This window comes from Streptomyces sp. NPDC104309 (genome assembly GCF_055584025.1).
In genome coordinates this window covers 9806-27993 of record NZ_JBVJMV010000049.1, presented here as the reverse complement: position 1 = coordinate 27993, position 18188 = coordinate 9806, and the positions used below count along the sequence as shown (strand labels likewise).

The 18188-nt window shown below is 70.9% G+C and carries 17 protein-coding genes; 6 read left to right on the top strand and 11 right to left on the bottom strand.

The genetic code is table 11. The features are described 5' to 3' along the window. Positions 1-146 precede the first annotated feature (146 nt). Genes ACZ68L_RS39430 through ACZ68L_RS39420 form a run of 3 tightly spaced genes read right to left on the bottom strand, consistent with a single transcriptional unit; the run spans position 147 to position 2511 of the window. On the bottom strand, positions 147-827 hold the full coding sequence (locus ACZ68L_RS39430) for a class I SAM-dependent methyltransferase (RefSeq protein WP_469587633.1): 681 nt from the start codon (positions 825-827) through the stop codon (positions 147-149). Then, entirely contained in the window at positions 824-1333 is a 510-nt protein-coding gene (locus tag ACZ68L_RS39425) for a hypothetical protein (RefSeq protein ID WP_469587630.1), read from the bottom strand. Before ACZ68L_RS39425 ends, ACZ68L_RS39430 begins: the two co-directional genes overlap by 4 nt. Then, a complete protein-coding gene (locus tag ACZ68L_RS39420) occupies positions 1330-2511 on the bottom strand; it encodes a molybdopterin-dependent oxidoreductase (protein WP_469587627.1) in 1182 nt (393 codons plus the stop codon). Before ACZ68L_RS39420 ends, ACZ68L_RS39425 begins: the two co-directional genes overlap by 4 nt. 461 nt (positions 2512-2972) lie before the next feature. Between ACZ68L_RS39420 and ACZ68L_RS39415 the strand changes: the two genes are divergently transcribed. Next, positions 2973-3416 carry a GtrA family protein gene (locus ACZ68L_RS39415; RefSeq protein ID WP_469587624.1) on the top strand — a complete coding sequence of 148 codons (444 nt, stop codon included), beginning with the start codon at positions 2973-2975 and terminating at the stop codon, positions 3414-3416. Positions 3417-3451: 35 nt separating this feature from the next. Here the strand turns inward: ACZ68L_RS39415 and ACZ68L_RS39410 are convergent, their stop codons facing one another. After that, a complete protein-coding gene (locus ACZ68L_RS39410; RefSeq protein ID WP_469587621.1) occupies positions 3452-4828 on the bottom strand; it encodes a glycosyltransferase 87 family protein in 1377 nt (458 codons plus the stop codon). 80 nt (positions 4829-4908) lie between these two features. On the opposite strand from ACZ68L_RS39410, the gene ACZ68L_RS39405 reads away from it, so the two are divergent. The 4 genes from ACZ68L_RS39405 (at position 4909) to ACZ68L_RS39390 (ending at position 8145) form a co-directional block, all read left to right on the top strand. After that, positions 4909-5967 (top strand): NAD-dependent epimerase/dehydratase family protein, encoded by a 1059-nt coding sequence (locus tag ACZ68L_RS39405; protein ID WP_469587617.1) that lies wholly within the window; start codon positions 4909-4911, stop codon positions 5965-5967. Between the two features lie 160 nt (positions 5968-6127). Then, positions 6128-6826: a glycosyltransferase family 2 protein gene (locus tag ACZ68L_RS39400; protein WP_469587614.1), complete on the top strand. Its 699-nt coding sequence runs from the start codon at positions 6128-6130 to the stop codon at positions 6824-6826. Beyond that, positions 6823-7500 carry a TIGR04282 family arsenosugar biosynthesis glycosyltransferase gene (locus tag ACZ68L_RS39395; RefSeq protein ID WP_469587611.1) on the top strand — a complete coding sequence of 226 codons (678 nt, stop codon included), beginning with the start codon at positions 6823-6825 and terminating at the stop codon, positions 7498-7500. The genes ACZ68L_RS39400 and ACZ68L_RS39395 overlap by 4 nt, the downstream gene beginning before the upstream one ends. A 408-nt stretch (positions 7501-7908) precedes the next feature. Further along, positions 7909-8145, top strand: coding sequence for a DUF5999 family protein (locus tag ACZ68L_RS39390; RefSeq protein WP_469587608.1), 237 nt, complete (start codon positions 7909-7911; stop codon positions 8143-8145). 25 nt (positions 8146-8170) lie between these two features. Here ACZ68L_RS39390 and ACZ68L_RS39385 read toward each other — a convergent pair whose 3' ends face one another. From ACZ68L_RS39385 to ACZ68L_RS39355, 7 genes are all read right to left on the bottom strand, one after another. Next, the gene (locus tag ACZ68L_RS39385) at positions 8171-8368 is read right to left on the bottom strand and encodes a hypothetical protein (RefSeq protein ID WP_469587606.1); all 198 of its coding nucleotides are present in this window, start codon (positions 8366-8368) and stop codon (positions 8171-8173) included. 51 nt (positions 8369-8419) lie between these two features. Then, on the bottom strand, positions 8420-9532 hold the full coding sequence (locus ACZ68L_RS39380) for a type IV pilus twitching motility protein PilT (RefSeq protein ID WP_469587605.1): 1113 nt from the start codon (positions 9530-9532) through the stop codon (positions 8420-8422). After that, on the bottom strand, positions 9529-13350 hold the full coding sequence (locus ACZ68L_RS39375; protein ID WP_469587601.1) for a hypothetical protein: 3822 nt from the start codon (positions 13348-13350) through the stop codon (positions 9529-9531). The genes ACZ68L_RS39380 and ACZ68L_RS39375 overlap by 4 nt, the downstream gene beginning before the upstream one ends. Then, on the bottom strand, positions 13347-13871 hold the full coding sequence (locus tag ACZ68L_RS39370) for a prepilin-type N-terminal cleavage/methylation domain-containing protein (RefSeq protein WP_469587598.1): 525 nt from the start codon (positions 13869-13871) through the stop codon (positions 13347-13349). The genes ACZ68L_RS39375 and ACZ68L_RS39370 overlap by 4 nt, the downstream gene beginning before the upstream one ends. After that, positions 13868-14302 (bottom strand): type II secretion system protein, encoded by a 435-nt coding sequence (locus ACZ68L_RS39365; protein WP_469587596.1) that lies wholly within the window; start codon positions 14300-14302, stop codon positions 13868-13870. The genes ACZ68L_RS39370 and ACZ68L_RS39365 overlap by 4 nt, the downstream gene beginning before the upstream one ends. Beyond that, complete coding sequence (locus ACZ68L_RS39360) at positions 14299-15510, bottom strand: type II secretion system F family protein (protein ID WP_469587593.1); 1212 nt, start codon at positions 15508-15510, stop codon at positions 14299-14301. The genes ACZ68L_RS39365 and ACZ68L_RS39360 overlap by 4 nt, the downstream gene beginning before the upstream one ends. Positions 15511-15586: 76 nt before the next feature. Then, the gene (locus ACZ68L_RS39355) at positions 15587-17320 is read right to left on the bottom strand and encodes a GspE/PulE family protein (protein WP_469587590.1); all 1734 of its coding nucleotides are present in this window, start codon (positions 17318-17320) and stop codon (positions 15587-15589) included. Positions 17321-17683: 363 nt separating this feature from the next. Between ACZ68L_RS39355 and ACZ68L_RS39350 the strand changes: the two genes are divergently transcribed. Then, a complete protein-coding gene (locus tag ACZ68L_RS39350) occupies positions 17684-18070 on the top strand; it encodes a competence type IV pilus major pilin ComGC (RefSeq protein ID WP_469587587.1) in 387 nt (128 codons plus the stop codon). Positions 18071-18188: the final 118 nt, after the last annotated feature.

Sequence of the window (18188 nt, the reverse complement as noted above, 5' to 3'; positions counted from 1 at the left end):
CCACCCAATCAGCACGATCGGTGGATCGCACGTGCTGGCCGTCGGCGGTTGCCCCGACTGGGTGGCACGGCCTGTTGCCGCGCCCCGCGCTCGGCGTCCGGTCGGCGTAGGTCGTGTCTCCTCGCCACCGCGTGGTCAGCCCCGCCTCAGCAACGACGTCCCGAGGCTGAGTCCTGGCGGCCGAGGGCGAGGAAGCATCGGTGGCCGCATCTCCACTGGTCGGTGACGCTGAGGGCTAGGTCCTCGGCGATCCTGTGGAGCGCCGGTGTTCCCAGACGTGCCCAGGGAAACGGCGGGCCCCCGTGGCCATGGATGTCTTCGAACCGGGCGGTGCAGCGCTCCTCGACATCGTCGGGGTCGACCTCGACGAGGAGTAGGCCCGTCGGGGCGGTGAGCTGGATGCAGCGGTACAGCAGGGCATGCGGATCGCCGTCGATGCCGATGTTGCCGTCGGTGAGCAGGACGGTCTGCCAGCCTCCCTCGGCCGGAAGCGGATCGAACACCGATCGGCACAGTGCGATTCCGCCGAGGGCGGTGGTATGGGCGACCGCACGGGGGGTTACGTCGACACCGAGCGCGAAGACTCCGCGGCCCAGGAGCGCTCGGCACAGCCGGCCCGGTCCGCAGCCGACGTCGAGGACGGGGCCGACGCATCGGTTGAGCACGGATCTGTCGGCCACGGTGGGCTGCGCGTACCAGCGATGCACCGGCATCCGGATCCGGCGCCCGTCCCCCAGGCGTAGATACACCGGTTCGTTGCCGCTGCGCAGGGCCAGTGCGTAGGGGTCCGCGCCGGCGCCGGACGACCGGTCCTCGCCGGACGTCATGGCGCGGCGTCGTGACCCGGTGGGGGTCGTTCCTCGTCGGTCCGGGCGGCCCGCCGGACGCGCCCCAGCTTGAGAGCGAAGGCCAGGGCGGAGGCGCCGAAGAGCACGGCGGTGATGGCCAGCCATCGGCCGAGGTAGACGCCTTCGGACAGTCGTGCGGCATCGGGGTAGGGGATCGACAGGTCGAAGATGAGGGGGAACCAGACGAGCAGGAGCACGCCGGAGAGGAAGGTGGGCACGCGCAGGTAGTTGATCCACGGCAGTTGTGGCATGCGGGTGGCGCGATGCCGCAGGACAGCCTGTGCCGAGAGATCGGCGAGTGAGTACAGGGGCAGCAGGATCAGGTCGTGGACGATCGCCGCGCCGACGAACCAGATCGCGACCTCGAGGGGGCGGACGGCGAACAGGCGCACCAGGGCGTAACCGGTGAGGGCGAACGAGGCGATCAGGACGAGAAGATGGAGGGGGCCGGAGCCGTACCAACGGGCGAAGCGTGCCATGGTCATGTCCTGAAGGTGAGCCGGTGCACCCACTTGGTGTTGTTCACGCCGGGGTTGGCCGGGACGATGACGCGGGCTGGGTGACCGTGGTCGAGCGAGAGGTCCGCGCCGTTGACTCGCAGGGCGAGCAGCGATCGGAGGTCGTGAATCTGGTTGCCCCGCAGTACCACGGAGCTGTAGGGGCCGGGGGGTTGGACGGACTCGACCAGGACGCTACCGGCTTCGGGGAGGCCCGCCAGGGCGGCGAGATCGGTCAGCCGAAGGCCACTCCAGTGCTGGTCCTCAGTGGACCATCCCTCCACGCAGGCGATCGGTAGTGCGGCGGCATGCTGGGGCATCGCGAGGAGTTGTGCGCGGGTGAAGACGAGCGTCGGCCCGTGGCCGCGGACCTCCAGCCGCCAATCCGGCCCGACATGGGCAGGGGTGACGCCGACGGAAGCGGCCGTCTTGTTGACTTGGAAGTCCTTCGGGCCGCCACCCGGGTCACGGTTGTGCGGCGCGAGAAGGGCGGTCCTTCGCAGCCGGCCGCCGATGCTCTGTCCCGCGGTGACCACCAGGAGGAGCAGCGACCCACCCCCCACCATGGCGAGTGCGCCGCGCCGGGACATGGTGGGCGCCACGGGCTCGAGCGCGACCAGGCCGTCCGGGTCGGGTGGCTCCGGCCGGGTGCCGGTGAGACCGGTGCGCAGCTCCGTCAGCAGGTTGCGGGAGCGCAGGGAGCGGGTCATCCGGCCGAGTTTGAGGCACACATGGACGACGAACGCGGCGATGAACACCCAGGCGCCGTAGAAGTGCAGGGTGTAGAAGGAGCCGGGAAAGACGTAGTAGAGCTGGATGTTGAGGATCCCGGTGACGAACTCGAAGACGACTCCGCCCACCAGTACCAGCAGCGACAGCCGCTCCAGCGCATGGGCGGCGCTGCGGACCGGCAGCCACTCGAACAGCTTCGGGATCACCGACCACAGTTTGGCCAGCACCACCGGCACCAGGACCACGCCGAGCGTCACGTGCACGCCCTGGGTGAGCCGGTACAGCCAGTAGGGATGCGTAGGCCAGTCGAACAGGTAGAAGCCCAGCAAGCCCTTGTCCGGGGTCTGGTCGTTCAGTTCGCCGAGGCTGGGATTGTAGGCGGCGTAGGACAGCGCGCCGGTCACGAAGAGCAGCGGGATGCCGATCAGCAGCACCAGGCCGAAGACGGACGTCAGCCAGGGCCCGCGGAGGGGACTGCGCCAGAAGCCGGGACGGAACGGCCCCGGGGGCGGAGGGGTTTGCTCGACCCGCCGTACGAGGGCCCGGGTACGAGCGGCCCCCTTGGATACCCGCGCCGCCGCGGCAGCGCGAACGCACTCAAGACGCCCCTGCGCATGACCCTCGTCCGATCTCGGGCGTTGTGGCCCGCCGGAGCCCGGGGCCGGTGGCTGTCCGTCACTGCCCATCGGCCGCCTCCTCTGTCCCGGGCCGGCTCTCAAAGGGGTGGATCGAACCCACCGCGCCGTCGGTGCCTGTCAAGTCGTCAGTTACAAACTGGCACAGGTCGGGTCGAATCTCCGTGTCTCGCGTGCATGCGGGTGTCCGTCGCGAGCCGAATGGTGGAACCGGTGCTCGGACGGCTCGACGGGGCGCACGGTGGCCTCATGATGGTGGGGTGCGACGCCTCAGCGCACGGCGCAGTGCCTCCAACCGGCCCGGCGGCACCGCGCTGACCAGGGAAGTGTTCTGGTTCGTCGTGATCGGCGTCGCCTCCACGGTGGCCCAGGCCTTGCTGTACTGGGTTCTACGCCACTGGTCGCCGCCCATCCTGGCCAATTTCGCCTCCCTTCTTGTCGTCACCGTCCTCAACACGGAGGCCAACCGCCGGCTGGCCTTTCGCGGGTCCGCGGTCCGGGTCCTCCGGGCGCATCTGGCCGCCGGTGGCCTGTTCGTCCTGGCGTATCTGGTCACCTCGGGCGCTGTCCTGCTCTTCCGCCACTACCGGCCCACCGCCTCGCCTGCGGCGGAGACCCTGGTGCTCGCACCGAGCTTCGCGCTGGTGACCGTGGTGCGCTTCACCGTCCTGCGACTGGTTGTCTTCAGACGCCGCCACCGATGACCCCCTCGCGCGCGATGTGGCCGACGCGCCTGCTCTCACGCACCGTCCCGCGGCCTGTCTCCGCCGCCACGCGCCCGCGCCCGAACGAGTGCACCAGCGAGCACCGTCATGGCTGCCATCCCGTACGCAGAGGCCTGAGCTCCGTGCCACTGCAGTGCGTCCGCGACATACAGCACGGTGCCCGCGGCAGCGACGGCGAGCCACTCCCATCGGCCACCCATGGCCACGAGGGCCACGACGAGCAGCGCATACCAGTAGTACGCCGGCGAGGCGAGCAGCAGCGCAGTGCCCGTGACCAGCAGCGCCCCGTGCCACGGCCGCTCTGGATCGCCGCGCCGCAGGACGTACCAGGCGCTGAGCGCCACCAGTGCGACGGCGGCCGGACCGGCCCACGTGTCCGGCAACACCAGCCGCAGCAGCGCGAACCGGCCGACGTCACCTGGCTCGTATCCTTCCTCCCGCAGATAGCCGGGGAGATAGCCCAGGACCGCGGAACCGGACGCCAGTAGGTACGGGAGATAGGCGAGCGCCACGACACCAACGGCGGCGAGCAGCACGCTTGCCGTCTCCCGCAGCCGGGCACGCGGGCCACGGCCGGGGGCCAGCACCCCCGACAGCGCACCGGGGAGGGTGAGCACGGGCAGCAGCTTGGCGGCGATCGCCGTTCCGAGCAGCGCTCCACGGCGTGCTCCCGCGGCCGTGCCGAGCGCGGCCACCGTGAGCAGCACTCCGAGAGTGTCCACATGGGCGTCGTTGACCGCGGCGAACGGCACCGCCGGGCACCATGCCCACAGCGCCACCCGCCGCGTGTCAGCACACGTACGCCGCCGCACCAGCAGTAGCGCCACCGTCGTGGCGACGGCGAGCACCGCACCGGCGAGTTGAAGGGGCTTATGCCGCCCGCCCGCCGGGGAGACGGCGTGCACCAGCAGGAACCACCCCTCGGCCACGGGCGGATAGATCGTGGGTTCGGACGGCCTGTTGATGTGCGTGCACACACCCGCCACTGAGTGGAGGTCCCACCCACGGCACGTGGCCGGGGCGGGGAAGAGCCACGGATCACGCAACCGGGCAAGCTGTGGCGCGTCCGGCGGGTAGGCGTACGGGGAGATCCCTGCTGCCTGTACGCGACCGTCCCACGCGTAGCGGTACATGTCGTCGCTGGTGCGCGGCGGAGCCGAGAGCGCCGCCACGCACAGGGCGATCCCCCCGGCCAGGATCAGCGCCACGGCAGTGCGCACCGGCACGCGCCGCACGGTCCACGCCGCTCCGGCGAACAACACCCACGCGGCGGCATACCAGTACAGCAGCGCAGCCGGATGGCCGAGATCACCGCCTGAGCGGACCGTCGCGGCGACGACGGCAACGAGGGCGGCGAGCAGCGCCGTGGCGCAGAGCGTGCGGACTCCCACACCCGCCACAGTGGCAGACGCGAACGCGCCGAACGGCCTCGTGCTGCCGCGTGTCCGGATCCAGCCGTAGCCTCGAAGGCATGCTCGTTCTTGTCACAGGAGGGGCCGGATTCATCGGCTCCCACGTCGTCCGGGCTCTCGTCGAGGCCAGGCACGGGGTGCGCGTGCTGGACGTGCGTCCCCCCGAGCCGCCGCAGTTCCCGCCCGGCGTCGCGTTCGTGCGCGGCGACGTGCGGGACCGGGCGGTGGTCGAGGAGGCGCTGCGCGGGGTGGACGCGGTCTGTCACCAGGCGGCGATGGTCGGCCTGGGCCGGGACTTCGACGACGCGCCCGCCTACGTGGGGTGCAACGACCTGGGCACCGCCGTCCTGCTCACGGCCTTGGCCCGGCTAAGGGTGAGCGAACTCGTCCTGGCCGGCTCGATGGTGTACTACGGCGAGGGCCGCTACGAATGCGCCCGCCACGGGACCGTCCGGCCCGGCCCGCGCCGGGTCGCCGACCTGGATGCCGGGCAGTTCGAGCCCGTATGCCCGCGCTGCGGCGTTCCGCTCACCCCCGGCCTGGTGCCGGAGGACGCACCACCCGACCCGCGCAACGTCTACGCGGCGACGAAAGTCGCCCAGGAGCACCTGACCGCTGCCTGGGCGCGGGCCACCGGCGGCCGGGCGGTCGCCCTGCGCTACCACAACGTCTACGGGCCGGGCATGCCGCGCGACACCCCCTACGCCGGGGTGGCCTCGCTCTTCCGCTCCGCACTCGCGCGCGGCGAGCCGCCCCGGGTCTTCGAGGACGGCGGTCAGCGCCGGGACTTCGTCCACGTCGCCGACGTGGCCGCCGCCAACCTGGCGGCGCTCGACGCGGTCGGCTCCGCGATCCCGGCAGACACGCTGCGCGCCTACAACGTCGGCAGCGGGAGCCCGCACACCGTGGGGGAGATGGCCACCGCGCTCGCGGGCGCCTGCGGCGGGCCCGAGCCGGTGGTGACCGGCGAGTACCGGCTGGGCGACGTCCGCCACATCACCGCCTCCTCGTCACGGCTGCGCAAGGAACTCGGCTGGCTGCCCCAGACACCGTTCGCCGACGGCGTGCGGGAGTTTGCGAAGGCCCCCCTACGCGGCCAGGCATCGGCGCCTCGGTAAAGGCGCGTGCGGGAGATGGACCTCGAACCCCCGGCCGCCGGATACCGGATGGAAGCGCCCGGCGCTCGAACCGCGTCGGCCTGCATCGAAGACGGTGCGGCGGCGCACATCGAGTGAAGTCCGGGCGCGCCATCCCCTTTCTCTCCGTACGCTGAAAGACGTGACCGACAGGCATCGGCCCCTTGCGGACGTCGTACTCCCGTGCCTCGACGAAGCAGCCGCCCTGCCCTGGGTGCTGGAGCGGATCCCGCCCGGCTGGCGAGCCGTTGTCGTCGACAACGGCTCGACCGACGGCTCCGCCGAGCTCGCCACGTCGCTGGGCGCGTACGTCGTGGGCGAACCGGCGCGCGGCTTCGGCGCCGCCTGCGTGGCCGGGCTGCGCGCCGCCACCGCGCCCGTGGTCTGCTTCTGCGACTGCGATGCCTCCCTCGACCCGGGGCTGCTGCCGTCCCTCGCCCAGCCCGTCCTGGACGGTGAGGCGGACCTGGTGCTCGGGCGGCGCAGGCCGACGATGCGCGGCGCCTGGCCGGTGCACGCCCGGCTCGCCAACCGCGAGCTGGCCCGGCTGATCCGCCGCCGCACCGGCCTGCGCCTGCACGACCTCGGCCCCATGCGGGTGGTCCGCCGGGAGGCCCTGCTTGATCTGGACCTGACCGATCGCAGGTCGGGCTACCCGTTGCAGATGGTCGTCCGCGCCGCCGACGCCGGATGGCGGGTGCGCGAGGTCGACGTGCCGTACTACCCGCGCGCCGGCCGTTCCAAGGTCACGGGTACCTGGCGTGGGACCTGGTGCGCGGTGCGCGACATGCGTGCGGTGCTCAGCGAGCCGCCGCGGCGTCCGGCGGGAGCACTGCGGTGAGCGGCCCGGTCGGGCTGACGCCCGAGAGCGCGGTCGGGCCGACCGCGCTGCTGGTGATAGCCAAGGAGCCGCAGCCTGGGCACGTCAAGACGCGGCTCACCCCGCCGTTCACCCCTGCCCAGGCGGCTGCCCTCGCGGAGGCGGCGCTCGCCGACACCCTCGAGACCGCGCTGCGCTGCCCGGCCCGCCGCCGGGTGCTCTTCCTGGACGGCGCGCCCGGACGCTGGCTGCCGCCTGGCATAGAGGTGATCCCGCAGGCGTCCGGCGGCCTGGACGAGCGGCTGGCCGCAGCCTTCGCCGTAATGACGGACGGCCCCGCCCTACTGGTCGGCATGGATACCCCACAGCTCACCCCGAACCTCCTCGCCCCCGTACTGGATCCCGGCGCGTGGCGGGAGTGCGACGCGTGGTTCGGCCCGGCGGAGGACGGAGGGTTCTGGGCGCTCGGCCTGGCTGCACCCGACCCGGCGCTGCTGCTGGGCATCCCGATGTCCACCGCATACACCGGCGCCGCCCAGCGCCACCGCCTCACCGAGGCGGGCCTTCGGGTGCGCGACCTGCCACTCCTGCGCGACGCAGACACAGCACCTGACGCAGCCGAGGTGGCGGCCGCGGCGCCGGGATCGAGGTTCGCCACCCTCTTGAAGCGCTACTCTCGCGGCCTGGTCTCCTGAGCCGGAGATTCGTCGTTGGTCTCGCTGCCGCGCAGCCCCGGTGATCAGGCCACCGGTGCCGGTGGAGGGGAGAGGGGTCAGTCGGCCGTGCGGACCTCGGCCAACAGCGCCGTCACCCCGCGGCGCGTACGCGGCCATCGCCCTTCACTCGCCCGACAGACCACGCAATACCCAGCCCCGGACCGGTCGTCTGTGCGGACCTGAGCACGGGTCCGCACAGACGGCCCTCCAACGGGGCCCCTCCGGCTCGCAGGCGGCACGGTCGGCCGTAGATGACCGTGCCACGAAGCCCGAACCGGAGGGGCGCGGCGCAGCTCAGCGCCCCGGCTGACACCGACTCGCGACGGTGTCAGCCGGCCCGAACCCGCGTCCGTACCGATCAGAAGCCTCCACCGCAGAAAGGCTGTCATGCGTAGCCATACGCCTCGGTGTCCCACCGCGGGCTCCCCAGACCGGGAGGCCGCCCGTGCAATCGCTCCCCATCACGAGCAGAGCTGGTCTGTTACTAGGCCCTGTCCGGCCGATCTTCGCGGGCCCGGGGCGTCTGGTGCGGCACCTCGCCGCGTTGTCGGTGTCGCCCAAGTACGTCCAGTACGAGGACGAACCTCCGCCTTGCGATGCACCGCACCAGACGCCCCGGGCTGATCCACGAAGATCGGCAGGACAGGACCTAACAGGTGCCGGGGTTGCCGGCCACCCACCAGTCCATCTCCCGCTGGGTGACTTCAGCGAGCGCGAGGCCGTGGTCGTTCATCGTTGTGAGGAAGGCGACGGCAAGGTTGATGCGCGTGTACGCCCAGCGGACACGGTGCTTGAAGCCGCCCGGCCTTCGGCCGGCCCGGGGTCGGCGGACTGCCCCTCCGCTCACTGCTGCACGCGCCGCTGGACGCCGAGGCGGAGGACGATACCCACCGAGCGATCAGGTGTGGCCGACCGGGACGTAGGGCCGCTGGATGTCCTCCGGGTGGGCCGTGCACAGCACGGCCTCCTCGTAGGCGATGGTGCCTGCCGCGACGAGGGCGTTGATGCTGGTCTCGAGGGTCTGCATGCCGTCACGGTGGCCGGTCGAGACCATGTTGCGGATCTGGCGGGTCTTGCCCTCGCGGATCAGGTTGCGGATCGCCGGCGTGCCCACCAGCACCTCGAAGGCGGCAACCCGGCCCCCGCCGATCCGGGGGATGAGCGTCTGGTTGAGGATGCCGACCAGAGTGTGCGCCAATTGCAGCCGGATCTGGGGCTGTTGCTCGGCCGGGAACACGTCGACGATGCGGTCCAGCGTCTGCGACGTGTCGTTGGTGTGCAGGGTGGCGAACACCAGGTGCCCGGTCTCGGCGATGGTCAGGGCCGCGGAGATGCTCTCCGGGTCGCGCATCTCGCCGAGGAGCAGGACGTCGGGATCCTCGCGCAGGGCCGAGCGCAGCGCGGCGGGGAACGAGTCGGTGTCGGTGCCGACCTCGCGCTGGTTGACCGCCGCGCGCTTGTGCTGGTGCAGGTACTCGATCGGGTCCTCGATGGTGAGGATGTGCACCGGCCGGTGGGTGTTGACGAAATCGAGGAGTGCCGCCAGGCTTGTCGACTTCCCCGACCCGGTCGGCCCCGTGACCAGCACGAACCCGCGCGGCATGCCCGCCCACCCGACGACGACCGGGGGGAGCCCGAGCTGCTCGGACGACGGCACGTCGAACGGGATGATCCGCAGCGCCAGCGCCGACGCGCCGCGCTGCACGAAGGCGTTCCCGCGCAACCGGGCCCTCTCCCCCCAGCTGAACGCGAAATCGACCTGCTTCTCCCGGCGGAACCGCTCCGTGAGTTCCTTGCCCAGCACCCCGGCCACCAGGCGATCGACCTCCGGCTCGGTCAGCGCGGCCCCCTCGACCGGTCGCAGGGCGCCGTCGACGCGGAGGAACGGCGCCGATCCGGCGGTGAGCAGCAGGTCGCTGCCGCCCCGCTCCCACAGCGCACCCACCAGCTGGTCGATGATTGCGGCGCTCGGCCCGGACATGGTGGCCTCCAAAGGGGCGTGCTTGCTCATGGCAGGACCGTCCACTGCTTGACGGTGCTGGTGTGGCCGTCGAAGGACACGGCGGCCCGGACGAGCGGGCCGGACAGCAGGTCGATCCGGGTGCCGCCGAGGTGCTCGGTCGCGCCGCCGCTCCCGGCGGTGACGGTGTAGGTCACGGCCAGCCCGGCCAACTGGGAGGCCGTGGTCAGGCCGCACGGTGCCAGGTCGACTTGGTCGGTCACCGGGCTCGCGCCGAGACGGACCGGCACGTCCAGTGAGTCGACGCCGGTGCAGGTGCTGCCGGTGAAGTCCACCGACACCTTCACCGACTCCACGTCGCCGGCCTCGTGGTGCGCCACCTGCAGGACGGCATGGTCGAGCGGTCCGGTCGTCGTCGATGTCGGCCGGGCGTAGCCGCCGAACGTGAGGGACGCCTGGCCACCGCCGGGGACGGTGGCGTCCGTGACGTCGACGGGCGCGCCGGGAGCCGGGGTCGTGAACCCGGTGATCGCTGTGACCGACGCCGGTTTCGCGATCACGGCCGGATAGGTCGTGAACAGCACCGGCTCCGGTGGGATCCCGATCACCGGGCGGAGGTATCCGGTGGTCGGGCTGATGCCGAGAGCGATGGTCCGGGCGATGATGCCGCGGGTGACGACCTGCGAGCTGACCCGGCTCATCGACAGGTCGACGGCAGCGGTCGGCGCGTAGACGGTGCCGTTGATCACCAGGCGGCTGTGGTCGGTGGTCGTGTCGGCGTCGTCGGTCGACTTCAGCACCGCGCAGCGGCTGCCCGCGGTGAGGCAGCCGGACAGGGCCCTGATGGACGGGGCTCGGAACACGATGTCGAGCTCGACGCCGTCGAGCTGGTCGACGGCGCCGGCACTGCCCGTGCCCAGCCTCACCGCGTAGTCGACAGCGAGCCCGGACAACTGGTCGCCCGTCGTGATCCCGCAGGCGCCAAGGTCGACCACGTCGACGCCGAGTGCCTCTTCATGGGCGGTCAGGGCGTGGTTCGCGTCGCAGGCGGTGCCGGTGCCGGAGATGGTCAGCGCGGCCGTGGGTGGCTCCGCCGGCGAGGGCGGTGCCGGGGTGGTGTCGTCGTCCTGGTGAGATACGCGCAGCCCGACCCTGTCGATCACCGCCCCCGCCGGCAGCGGCGACATCCCGAACTCGCCGAGCCGGATCGACGCCGACGGGGTGGCCGTGGCAAGCGTCACGGTCGACGTGGCGGTGTCGATCGCCTGTGCGTTCTTCGGGTCGAGGAACGCCGCGGCGGTGGGCGTCGCGGTGCTGATCGCCTGGGTGGGCCGTACCGAGAGTGGGGGCCGGTGGGCCAGCTCCAGGGTGACGCCGTCGAGCTGATCGGTGGCGCTGGTGCTGCCGGCGCCGAGAGTGGCGGTGTAGGTCACGACCAGGCCGGTCAGCTGGGCGGGGTCGGTCAGCCCGCAGGCAGCGACCAGGTCCAGGGTGTCGGTGCCCAGGGCACCCTGGCGCGTGGCGAGCTTCTGCGCGGTGGTGCAGGAGCGGGGTATGCCGGGCCCGGTCAGGGTGACCGTGACCGTCGGCGGCGGTCCTCCGGTCGCCCCGGGATCGTCGCGATGCGCGACGTGCAGCAGGGCCCCGTCCAGGACCGAGCCGGGCGCCACCGCGGGGGTGTCGTAACCGCCGAGGTCGATGGTGGCGGTCGGCGTCGTGACCGAGTCGAGTGTGGCGTGGGCCGTGTTGGCGCCGTCGACCGCCTTGGCGTTGGTCGCGGGAATGAACGTCGTCGACTCCGCGCTCGTCGCCGGCCGGGGCGGCGGCCGGTCGTAGACGATTTCGAGCCACATGCCATCCAGGGAATGGGCGCCCGCGGTGCCGTCCGCGTCCAGTCCGGCGGTGTAGGTCGCGGTCAGGCCGGTCAGCTGTGCGGGGTCGGTGATGCCGCATGCCTTCAGGTCGACGCGGTCGTCGCCCAGGCCGGCCCGCGCGGTGAGCGGCAGTTTGGTACAACTGCCACCGCCGCCCGCGGGGGTGACCTTGATTCTGGGCGCCGCCGCGTCGCCGGTCTCCTGATGGGCCACCCGCAGCACGGCAGAGTCGATCGTCGACCCCGGCGGCAAGGGCGGCTGACCGAACCCGGCCAGGGTGATCGACGCGGACGGGGCCGCCGTGGTCAGTTCGGCGCCGGCCACCGACGACGTCGGCTGCTCGCCGATCTCCAGGGCGTTGCGGGGATCGGTGCCGGTGGCGGTGAATCCGGTCGACGCGGTCACGGCGGTCGGCTTGAACGTGGTCGGCGTGCGGTAGGAGACCTCCAGCCAGATGCCGTCCAGACGTTCCGTGGCGGTGGTGCCGTCGGTGTCCAGGGTGGCGGCGTAAGTCACCGTCAGGCTGGTGAGCCGGGCCGGGTCGATGAGCCCGCACGCGCCCAGCAGGTCGATCGGAGGATCCGTGGCGAGTGCCGTGTGCCGGGGCAGGTCGTCGGTGCGGCAGGTGTCTCCGCCGACGGTGGTGGTGACCTTCACCGCGCCGGGAGCGGTCAGGTCACCGTCGTCCTCGTGCCTGACACGCAGCGTCGCGCTGGTGATGACCGAGCCGGGCGGCACCTGCGGGGCGAAGCCGGTGAGCTGCATCGAGGCCGAACGGCGTTCGTTCGGATCGAGGACGGCGTCGGCCGTGCAGCTCGCGGTGCCCGTTGGCTGCGAACACCCGGGCAGGGTCGGCTGTTCGCCACTGGTCAGGGCATGGCCCGGGTTGGCGAAGCCGGTGTTCGTGACCACCGCTGTCGGCTTCAGTGTGTGTGACGGCTTCGGCGGCTGGACCCCGTACACCGCCACCTGCTGCGCGTCCGGGGTCACCGGGGCGCACAGTTCGACGTGTCCACGGTCGACCTGGAATCGGCTGCCGCCGCCCATCATGACCTCGACGCCTTCGGGCCGCGTTCTGTCGCAACCACCCGGGTTGGGGATGGTCGGGCGGGTGAGGGCCCCGGGATCCCAGCCTGCCTGCGTGCCGCCGACCACGCTGACCGTGGGGTCGTCGACCGTCCAGACCGCGGTGCCGCCGGTGAAGGTGAAGTCGAAGTAGTAGATACCCGGCTGTAGCCACACGACGACGTCGGGGCAATCGCCACCGGTGAGGCGGGTGAGGGCGCGGGCGTCGTCGTAGTAGCCGGGCCGCAACCGCACCAGCCAGGAACCGGGGTCGGGGCACGCGGGCACCGTCTGCCGGACCGGGACGGCCGTGGCGGGCGGGGTGTAGTCCGGGTCGGCGCCCACGACCTCGTCGGCGGGAGCCGACGGGGTGTCGTTGGCGCAGTTGCGCACGTACGGCGCCTGGGTCGAGGGCAGCTGGGTCTGTGACACGGCACTGGAGCAGTCGCCGACGGCGGACAGGTCGCCCGACACCACCATCGAGGCGCCGGCGCCGGTGGTGACGTTCGAGTTGGAGAACACGCTGCCCTGCACGCGCAGGCCGTGCGTGGTCACGTTGATGCCGTCCTTCGCCGTCTGGCCCAGGCTGCGCAGCGCGTCCTGCGGTTGGGTCGCGCGCGTGGTCGCGGGAGACGCGTTGAGAGGGTCGCAGTGGACGATCATCTGCTGGCCGTTGATCGGCGGGGCGGTGTAGTCGGCGCACGGGTTGCCCTGCGAGAAGTTCTTGATCGCGAGCTGCGTGGCACCGTCCGCGCTGTAGCTCCGCTTGCCCTGGTCGACGTACACGCTCGCGGCTTTCAGTCCCGTGCCGGCGAAGGACAGGACCGACACGGTGACCAGGCTGAAGACGACGACGAAGGCCAGCGCGAGGATCAGTGTCGCGCCCTGTTCGTCGTCGCGCAGGCGGCGCGGATTCAGGCGGCCGGTCATGACGAGCTCGATCGTCGGACGGCGGTGAGGGCCGTCGGGGGCGCGGCGGGGTCGCTCTGCACGGTCAGCGTTACCTCCATGGGCGAGGTGCACGAGGTCTCGGCACCGCAGCTCAGAGTCACCGGATGGGTCGATGTGGCGTTGTCGAACCGGCCCAGCAACGTGGTGACGACGTCTCCGTCGGTGCACTTCACCCGGTTGAGGGCGCCGGTCGGCCGGTCGTAGGTGTAGACGACGTCGGTGCCGGTCCAGCTCAGGTGGACGATCACGCCGGCAACGCCGCATGCGGGGTCGGTCGTGACGTTGTCCGCGCTGTGCACGTCGCCGTAGAAGTAGCGGTTGAGCGTGCCCACCGCGCTGGTGGCGGCCACCCGCTTCTCGGTGCCCGCTGTGAACCGCAGTCCGAGGATGATCGCCTTGGGCAGCAGTATCCCGATGATGCCCAAGATGACGATCGTGACCAGCAACTCGGTCAGGGTGAACCCCGACTCCGAGCGCCCAGTTGGCTGTTGCGTCGTCATGACAGCATCGACTCCCGCTTGACCACCTCGAGCGTCGCGTCCCTGACGGGGTGTGGGCCGGTCGAGTGCACGGTGAGCGTTACCTTCTGCACTCCGGTATCGGCCTTCGGGCAGAGCTGGCCGAACGCACCCACCCCGTCCCAGTACTCGATCTTGACGGTCACGGTGTACCCGGCCGGCGGCGTCGGAGTCTCATAACTACTGGCGCAGGACACGTACGGGTCGCTGACGACCTTCTCGGCGGCGCTGCGGATGACCGAGTCGGCGCTGGTCACCTTCTGCTGCGTAACCGAGCTGATGATCGCGGTGCCCATGCCCCCGAGGATGGTCACGAAGGCAACGCCCATGAGCACCACGGCGACGAGGACCTCGACCAGGGTCTCGCCCTCTTCGCCGCGACGGCGCCGCAGGCGGTGTGCCAGGCCGGTCATTGGACGTTGACCTGGTTGTAGACACCGTAGATCGCCGAGACGAGGGCAACGGCCACGAACCCCACGATGACCCCGACCATGATCACCACGGTCGGCTCGAACAGGCTGGTCAGCCGCTTGAGTTTGTGCTGCAGTTCCTTCTCGTAGAAGTCCGACACGTTCTCAAGCTGGTCGTCGAGGGTCCCGGTCTCCTCCCCCACGCGCATCATCTGGGTGACCGACCCGGGGAACAGCTTGGTGCGGGCGATCGGCCCGGAGATGCCGCCGCCTTCGAGCATCTCCACCTGGGCCGTCCCGATGGACCGCTCGTACACCAGGTTGTTGGTGCCCGAGCCGGCCAGGCTGAGTGCCTCCGGGATGGGCACGCCGGCCTTGACCATCGAGGTCAGGATGCGGCAGAACCGTTCGATGACCATGAAGCGGACCACGTCGCCGACCACCGGCATCGCCAGCAGGAAACGGTCGCGCAGTACCCGTCCCCGCTCGGTCCGCAAACCGGCGATCAGTGCCAGGACGAGCGCGACGACCACGCCGACGATGACCGGATACCAGGCCGTGACGAAGTCGGTGAAGCCCAGCAGAATCCGGGTCGGCCGCGGCAGTTCCGCGTGGAAGGACTCGAAGAACAGCTTGAAACGGGGCAGCACGAAGATGACGAGGACGAGGATGACGGCGACGGCCAGACCCATCACCAGGCTCGGATAGGTCAGGGCGGAGCGGATGCTGCGCCGGCCTTCGACGTCGCGCTCGATGTAGCGGCCCAACTGGGCCATCACCACGTCGAGCTCACCGGTCGCCTCTGCCGAGCGGAGGACGGAGATGTAGAACGGCGGGAGCGCCTTGGTGTGGGCGGCCATCGCAACGGCGAAGCTTTCGCCGAATCGCAGCGAGTCCATGACGTCAACGAGCACCTTGCCCAGCTTCTTGTCCTTGGTCTCGGCGCGGATGATCTCCAGGGCGTCCAGGATGGGCACTCCAGCCTTGATGAAGGCGGCCATCTGGCGGGAGAAGTTGCTCAGCTCCACCTGGTCGATCTTTTCCGCGGTGAGTTCGAGCTGCAGCAGGTTGCGGCCCGCGGCCTTGACCGACTGCACGTCGTAGCCCTGCCGGGTCAGGCTGTCGGTCACGCCGTCGACGCTGGAGCCCGTGAGCACGCCGGTGGCCCGCTTGCCGTCCGGGCCGACCGCGACGTACTTGAAGGTGGCCATGCCGATGCTCTCCTGGTATCCAGTGTCAGAGGTTGGCGTCGTCAGTGTTTGGGTGCGGCATCCGGCGAGCCGGGCACTAGACCACGTACACGCTGGACATGATCTCGGCGATGGTCGTGATCCCCTCCTCCACCAGACGGACGCCTCCGTCCAGGAGGCTGTCCATGTGCTGCTCGCGGGCGGCCTTGCGCAGGCTGTCGATCGGCGCTTTCTCGACGAGCAGCTGCTTGACCGCATCGCTCATCACGAGCAGTTCGAAGACGCCGATCCGCTCCTGGTAGCCGGTCCGGGAGCAGAAGTTGCAGCCCCGGCCCTGCCAGAACCCGTTGTCGGTCGACCCGCCGGCCTTTGCGAAGAAGGCCAGTTCGTCCACGCCCGGCCGGTAGGGCTCGCGGCACTGATCGCAGATCCTCCGCACCAGTCGCTGGCTGACCACCCCGGCGACCGTGGAGGTGATCAGGAACGGCTCGATGCCCATGTCGACGAACCGGTGCAGCGCGGAGCAGGCGTCGGCGGCGTGGATGGACGACAGCACGAAGTGGCCGGTGAGAGCGGACTCGACCGCGATCCGCGCTGTCTCGGCGTCTCGGATCTCGCCGACCAGGATCACGTCGGGGTCCTGCCGGAGGATCGAACGCAGCCCGGTCGCGAACGAGATGCCCGCCTGGTCGTTGATCTGGATCTGGTTGATCGACGGGAACACGTACTCCACCGGGTCTTCGATGGTGGTGATGTTCCGCTCGCTCTGGTTCAGCTCACCGAGCGTGGCGTACAGGGTGGTCGTCTTGCCGCTGCCGGTCGGTCCGCCGCAAGCGACCATGCCGTGTGGCGAGCGCAACAGGGACGAGAACCGTTCGTAGGTCGCGGCGGGCATGCCGAGCTCGCCCAGCCGGAACAGTGTGCGGTTGCTGTCGAGCAGCCGCAGCACCGCCTTCTCGCCCCAGATGGTGGGGCTGGTCGCGACCCGGATGTCGACCGACCTGCCGTCGATCTCGGTGGCGATCTGCCCGTCCTGCGGGCGCCGCCGGTCGACGATGTTCATGTTGGCCATGATCTTGATTCGGCTGACCAGAGACGGGCCCATGTTCTCCGGCAGGCTCAGCACGTCATGCAGCGCGCCGTCGATGCGGTACCGGACCCGGACCCGGTCGGCGTGCGGTTCGACGTGGATGTCCGAGGCCCGGTCGCGCAGGCCCTGGGTCAGCATGAGGTTGACCAGGTGCACGACCGGCGCGTCCTCGCTCACCACCCTGGCCCCGGAGTTGGCGTTGCGGACGGTCTCGGTCGCCTCGAAGGCCTCGACCAGGCTGCTGACGCCGGCCAACGCCCGGTAGGTGCTGTCGATCGAGCGCCGGATGTCCGAGGGAGCCGCGATCGCCAACTGCACCCGATCCGGCGCGACGGCCCGGCCGACCTCGTCGAGCACGCGCGGGTCACCCGGGTCGCCCGCCGCGATCAGCAGCGTGCCCTCGGCCCGCCGTACCGCGACGACGCCCAGCGAGCGGGCCAGCGCCTCCGGCACCCGGGCGGCCGCCTCGGGATCGGGTTCGCTCTGGCTCAGGTCGGCGACCGGGACGCCGAGTTGAACCGACAGCGCCTCGATCAGTGACCGCTCCTCGACCATGCCGAGTTCGACCATCAGGGCGCCGAGTCGCTTGCCCGACGCCGACTGCTGCAGGAGCGCCTCGTCCACCTGTGCCGGGGTGAGCAGCCCGTGTTGCACCAGCAGTTCCCCGATGCGCGGCCGCTTCTGCCCGGCGGGCGGCGACTGCGCGGCGCCGGACGTGGCCCCCCGGGCCGGTTCGCCCACAGGGACCGGAGACGGCGCCGGGCCCCGCGCTCCATCGGGCAGGGTGGTGTCGTCCTCGCCCGCAGGGCCTGTCGTCGCCGCGCGGCGCCGGAGAAGCCGGCGATTCGCCAAGGAACCCACCCCATTTCGCGCATCGGAACAGCGGCCGATCGTTCGCCGAGAGCAACCCGCCAGAACTGTCAGTCGCTGATTAGCCAGCCGGATACTACTGCATGCCGCCGCACCGCCACCTACCCCCGGGGTGGGTGGCGCTTGCTGGAGTCACCCCTTGTGGGCCCACCGCCCACTAAGTAGTCTGCGGCTGATTACTCAACTGGTTACTATCGCTCGATGTGCTTGCGCCGTCGCCGTAGATGGAGAGAGATGTTCACGTACCTGCAAGGCAAGTCGCGCCGGCGAATGCGCGCACCGAACGAGACGGCGGAAGCCGGCTTCACGCTGATCGAGCTCCTCGTGGTCATCGTGATCCTCGGCGTCCTGTCCGCCATCGTCGTCTTCTCCGTTCGCGGCATCAACGACAAGGGTCAGGGCTCGGCGTGCAAGACCGACAAGTCCACGATCCAGACCGCGGAGGAGGCGTACTTCGCCAGCGATAACCGCGGCCGGTACGGCACCATGGCCCAACTGGTGGACGGTGGGTTCCTGTCCAGCACTTCCGTCTGGTACGACGTCGATCCGAGCGGCGCCTCGTACGAGATCAAGCCGAAGGCCGAACTCCCGGGCGGCCAGCCGAACCCCTGCAACACCTGATACGAGGGAGTCCTCACCGGACGTCGGCGGTCGGCGGTCGGCGGTCGGCGGTCGGCGGTCGGCGGTCGGCGGTCGGCGGTCGGCGGTCGGCGGTCGGCGGTCGGCGGTCGGCGGTCGG

Bases quoted from the DNA above. Each gene is read 5' to 3' on its own strand.
- ACZ68L_RS39375 (WP_469587601.1), bottom strand. From the start codon at position 13,350: ATGACCGGCCGCCTGAATCCGCGCCGCCTGCGCGACGACGAACAGGGC.
- ACZ68L_RS39350 (WP_469587587.1), top strand. From the start codon at position 17,684: ATGTTCACGTACCTGCAAGGCAAGTCGCGCCGGCGAATGCGCGCACCG.
- ACZ68L_RS39430 (WP_469587633.1), bottom strand. From the start codon at position 827: ATGACGTCCGGCGAGGACCGGTCGTCCGGCGCCGGCGCGGACCCCTAC.
- ACZ68L_RS39370 (WP_469587598.1), bottom strand. From the start codon at position 13,871: ATGACGACGCAACAGCCAACTGGGCGCTCGGAGTCGGGGTTCACCCTG.
- ACZ68L_RS39425 (WP_469587630.1), bottom strand. From the start codon at position 1,333: ATGACCATGGCACGCTTCGCCCGTTGGTACGGCTCCGGCCCCCTCCAT.
- ACZ68L_RS39380 (WP_469587605.1), bottom strand. From the start codon at position 9,532: ATGAGCAAGCACGCCCCTTTGGAGGCCACCATGTCCGGGCCGAGCGCC.
- ACZ68L_RS39405 (WP_469587617.1), top strand. From the start codon at position 4,909: ATGCTCGTTCTTGTCACAGGAGGGGCCGGATTCATCGGCTCCCACGTC.
- ACZ68L_RS39365 (WP_469587596.1), bottom strand. From the start codon at position 14,302: ATGACCGGCCTGGCACACCGCCTGCGGCGCCGTCGCGGCGAAGAGGGC.
- ACZ68L_RS39390 (WP_469587608.1), top strand. From the start codon at position 7,909: ATGCGTAGCCATACGCCTCGGTGTCCCACCGCGGGCTCCCCAGACCGG.
- ACZ68L_RS39360 (WP_469587593.1), bottom strand. From the start codon at position 15,510: ATGGCCACCTTCAAGTACGTCGCGGTCGGCCCGGACGGCAAGCGGGCC.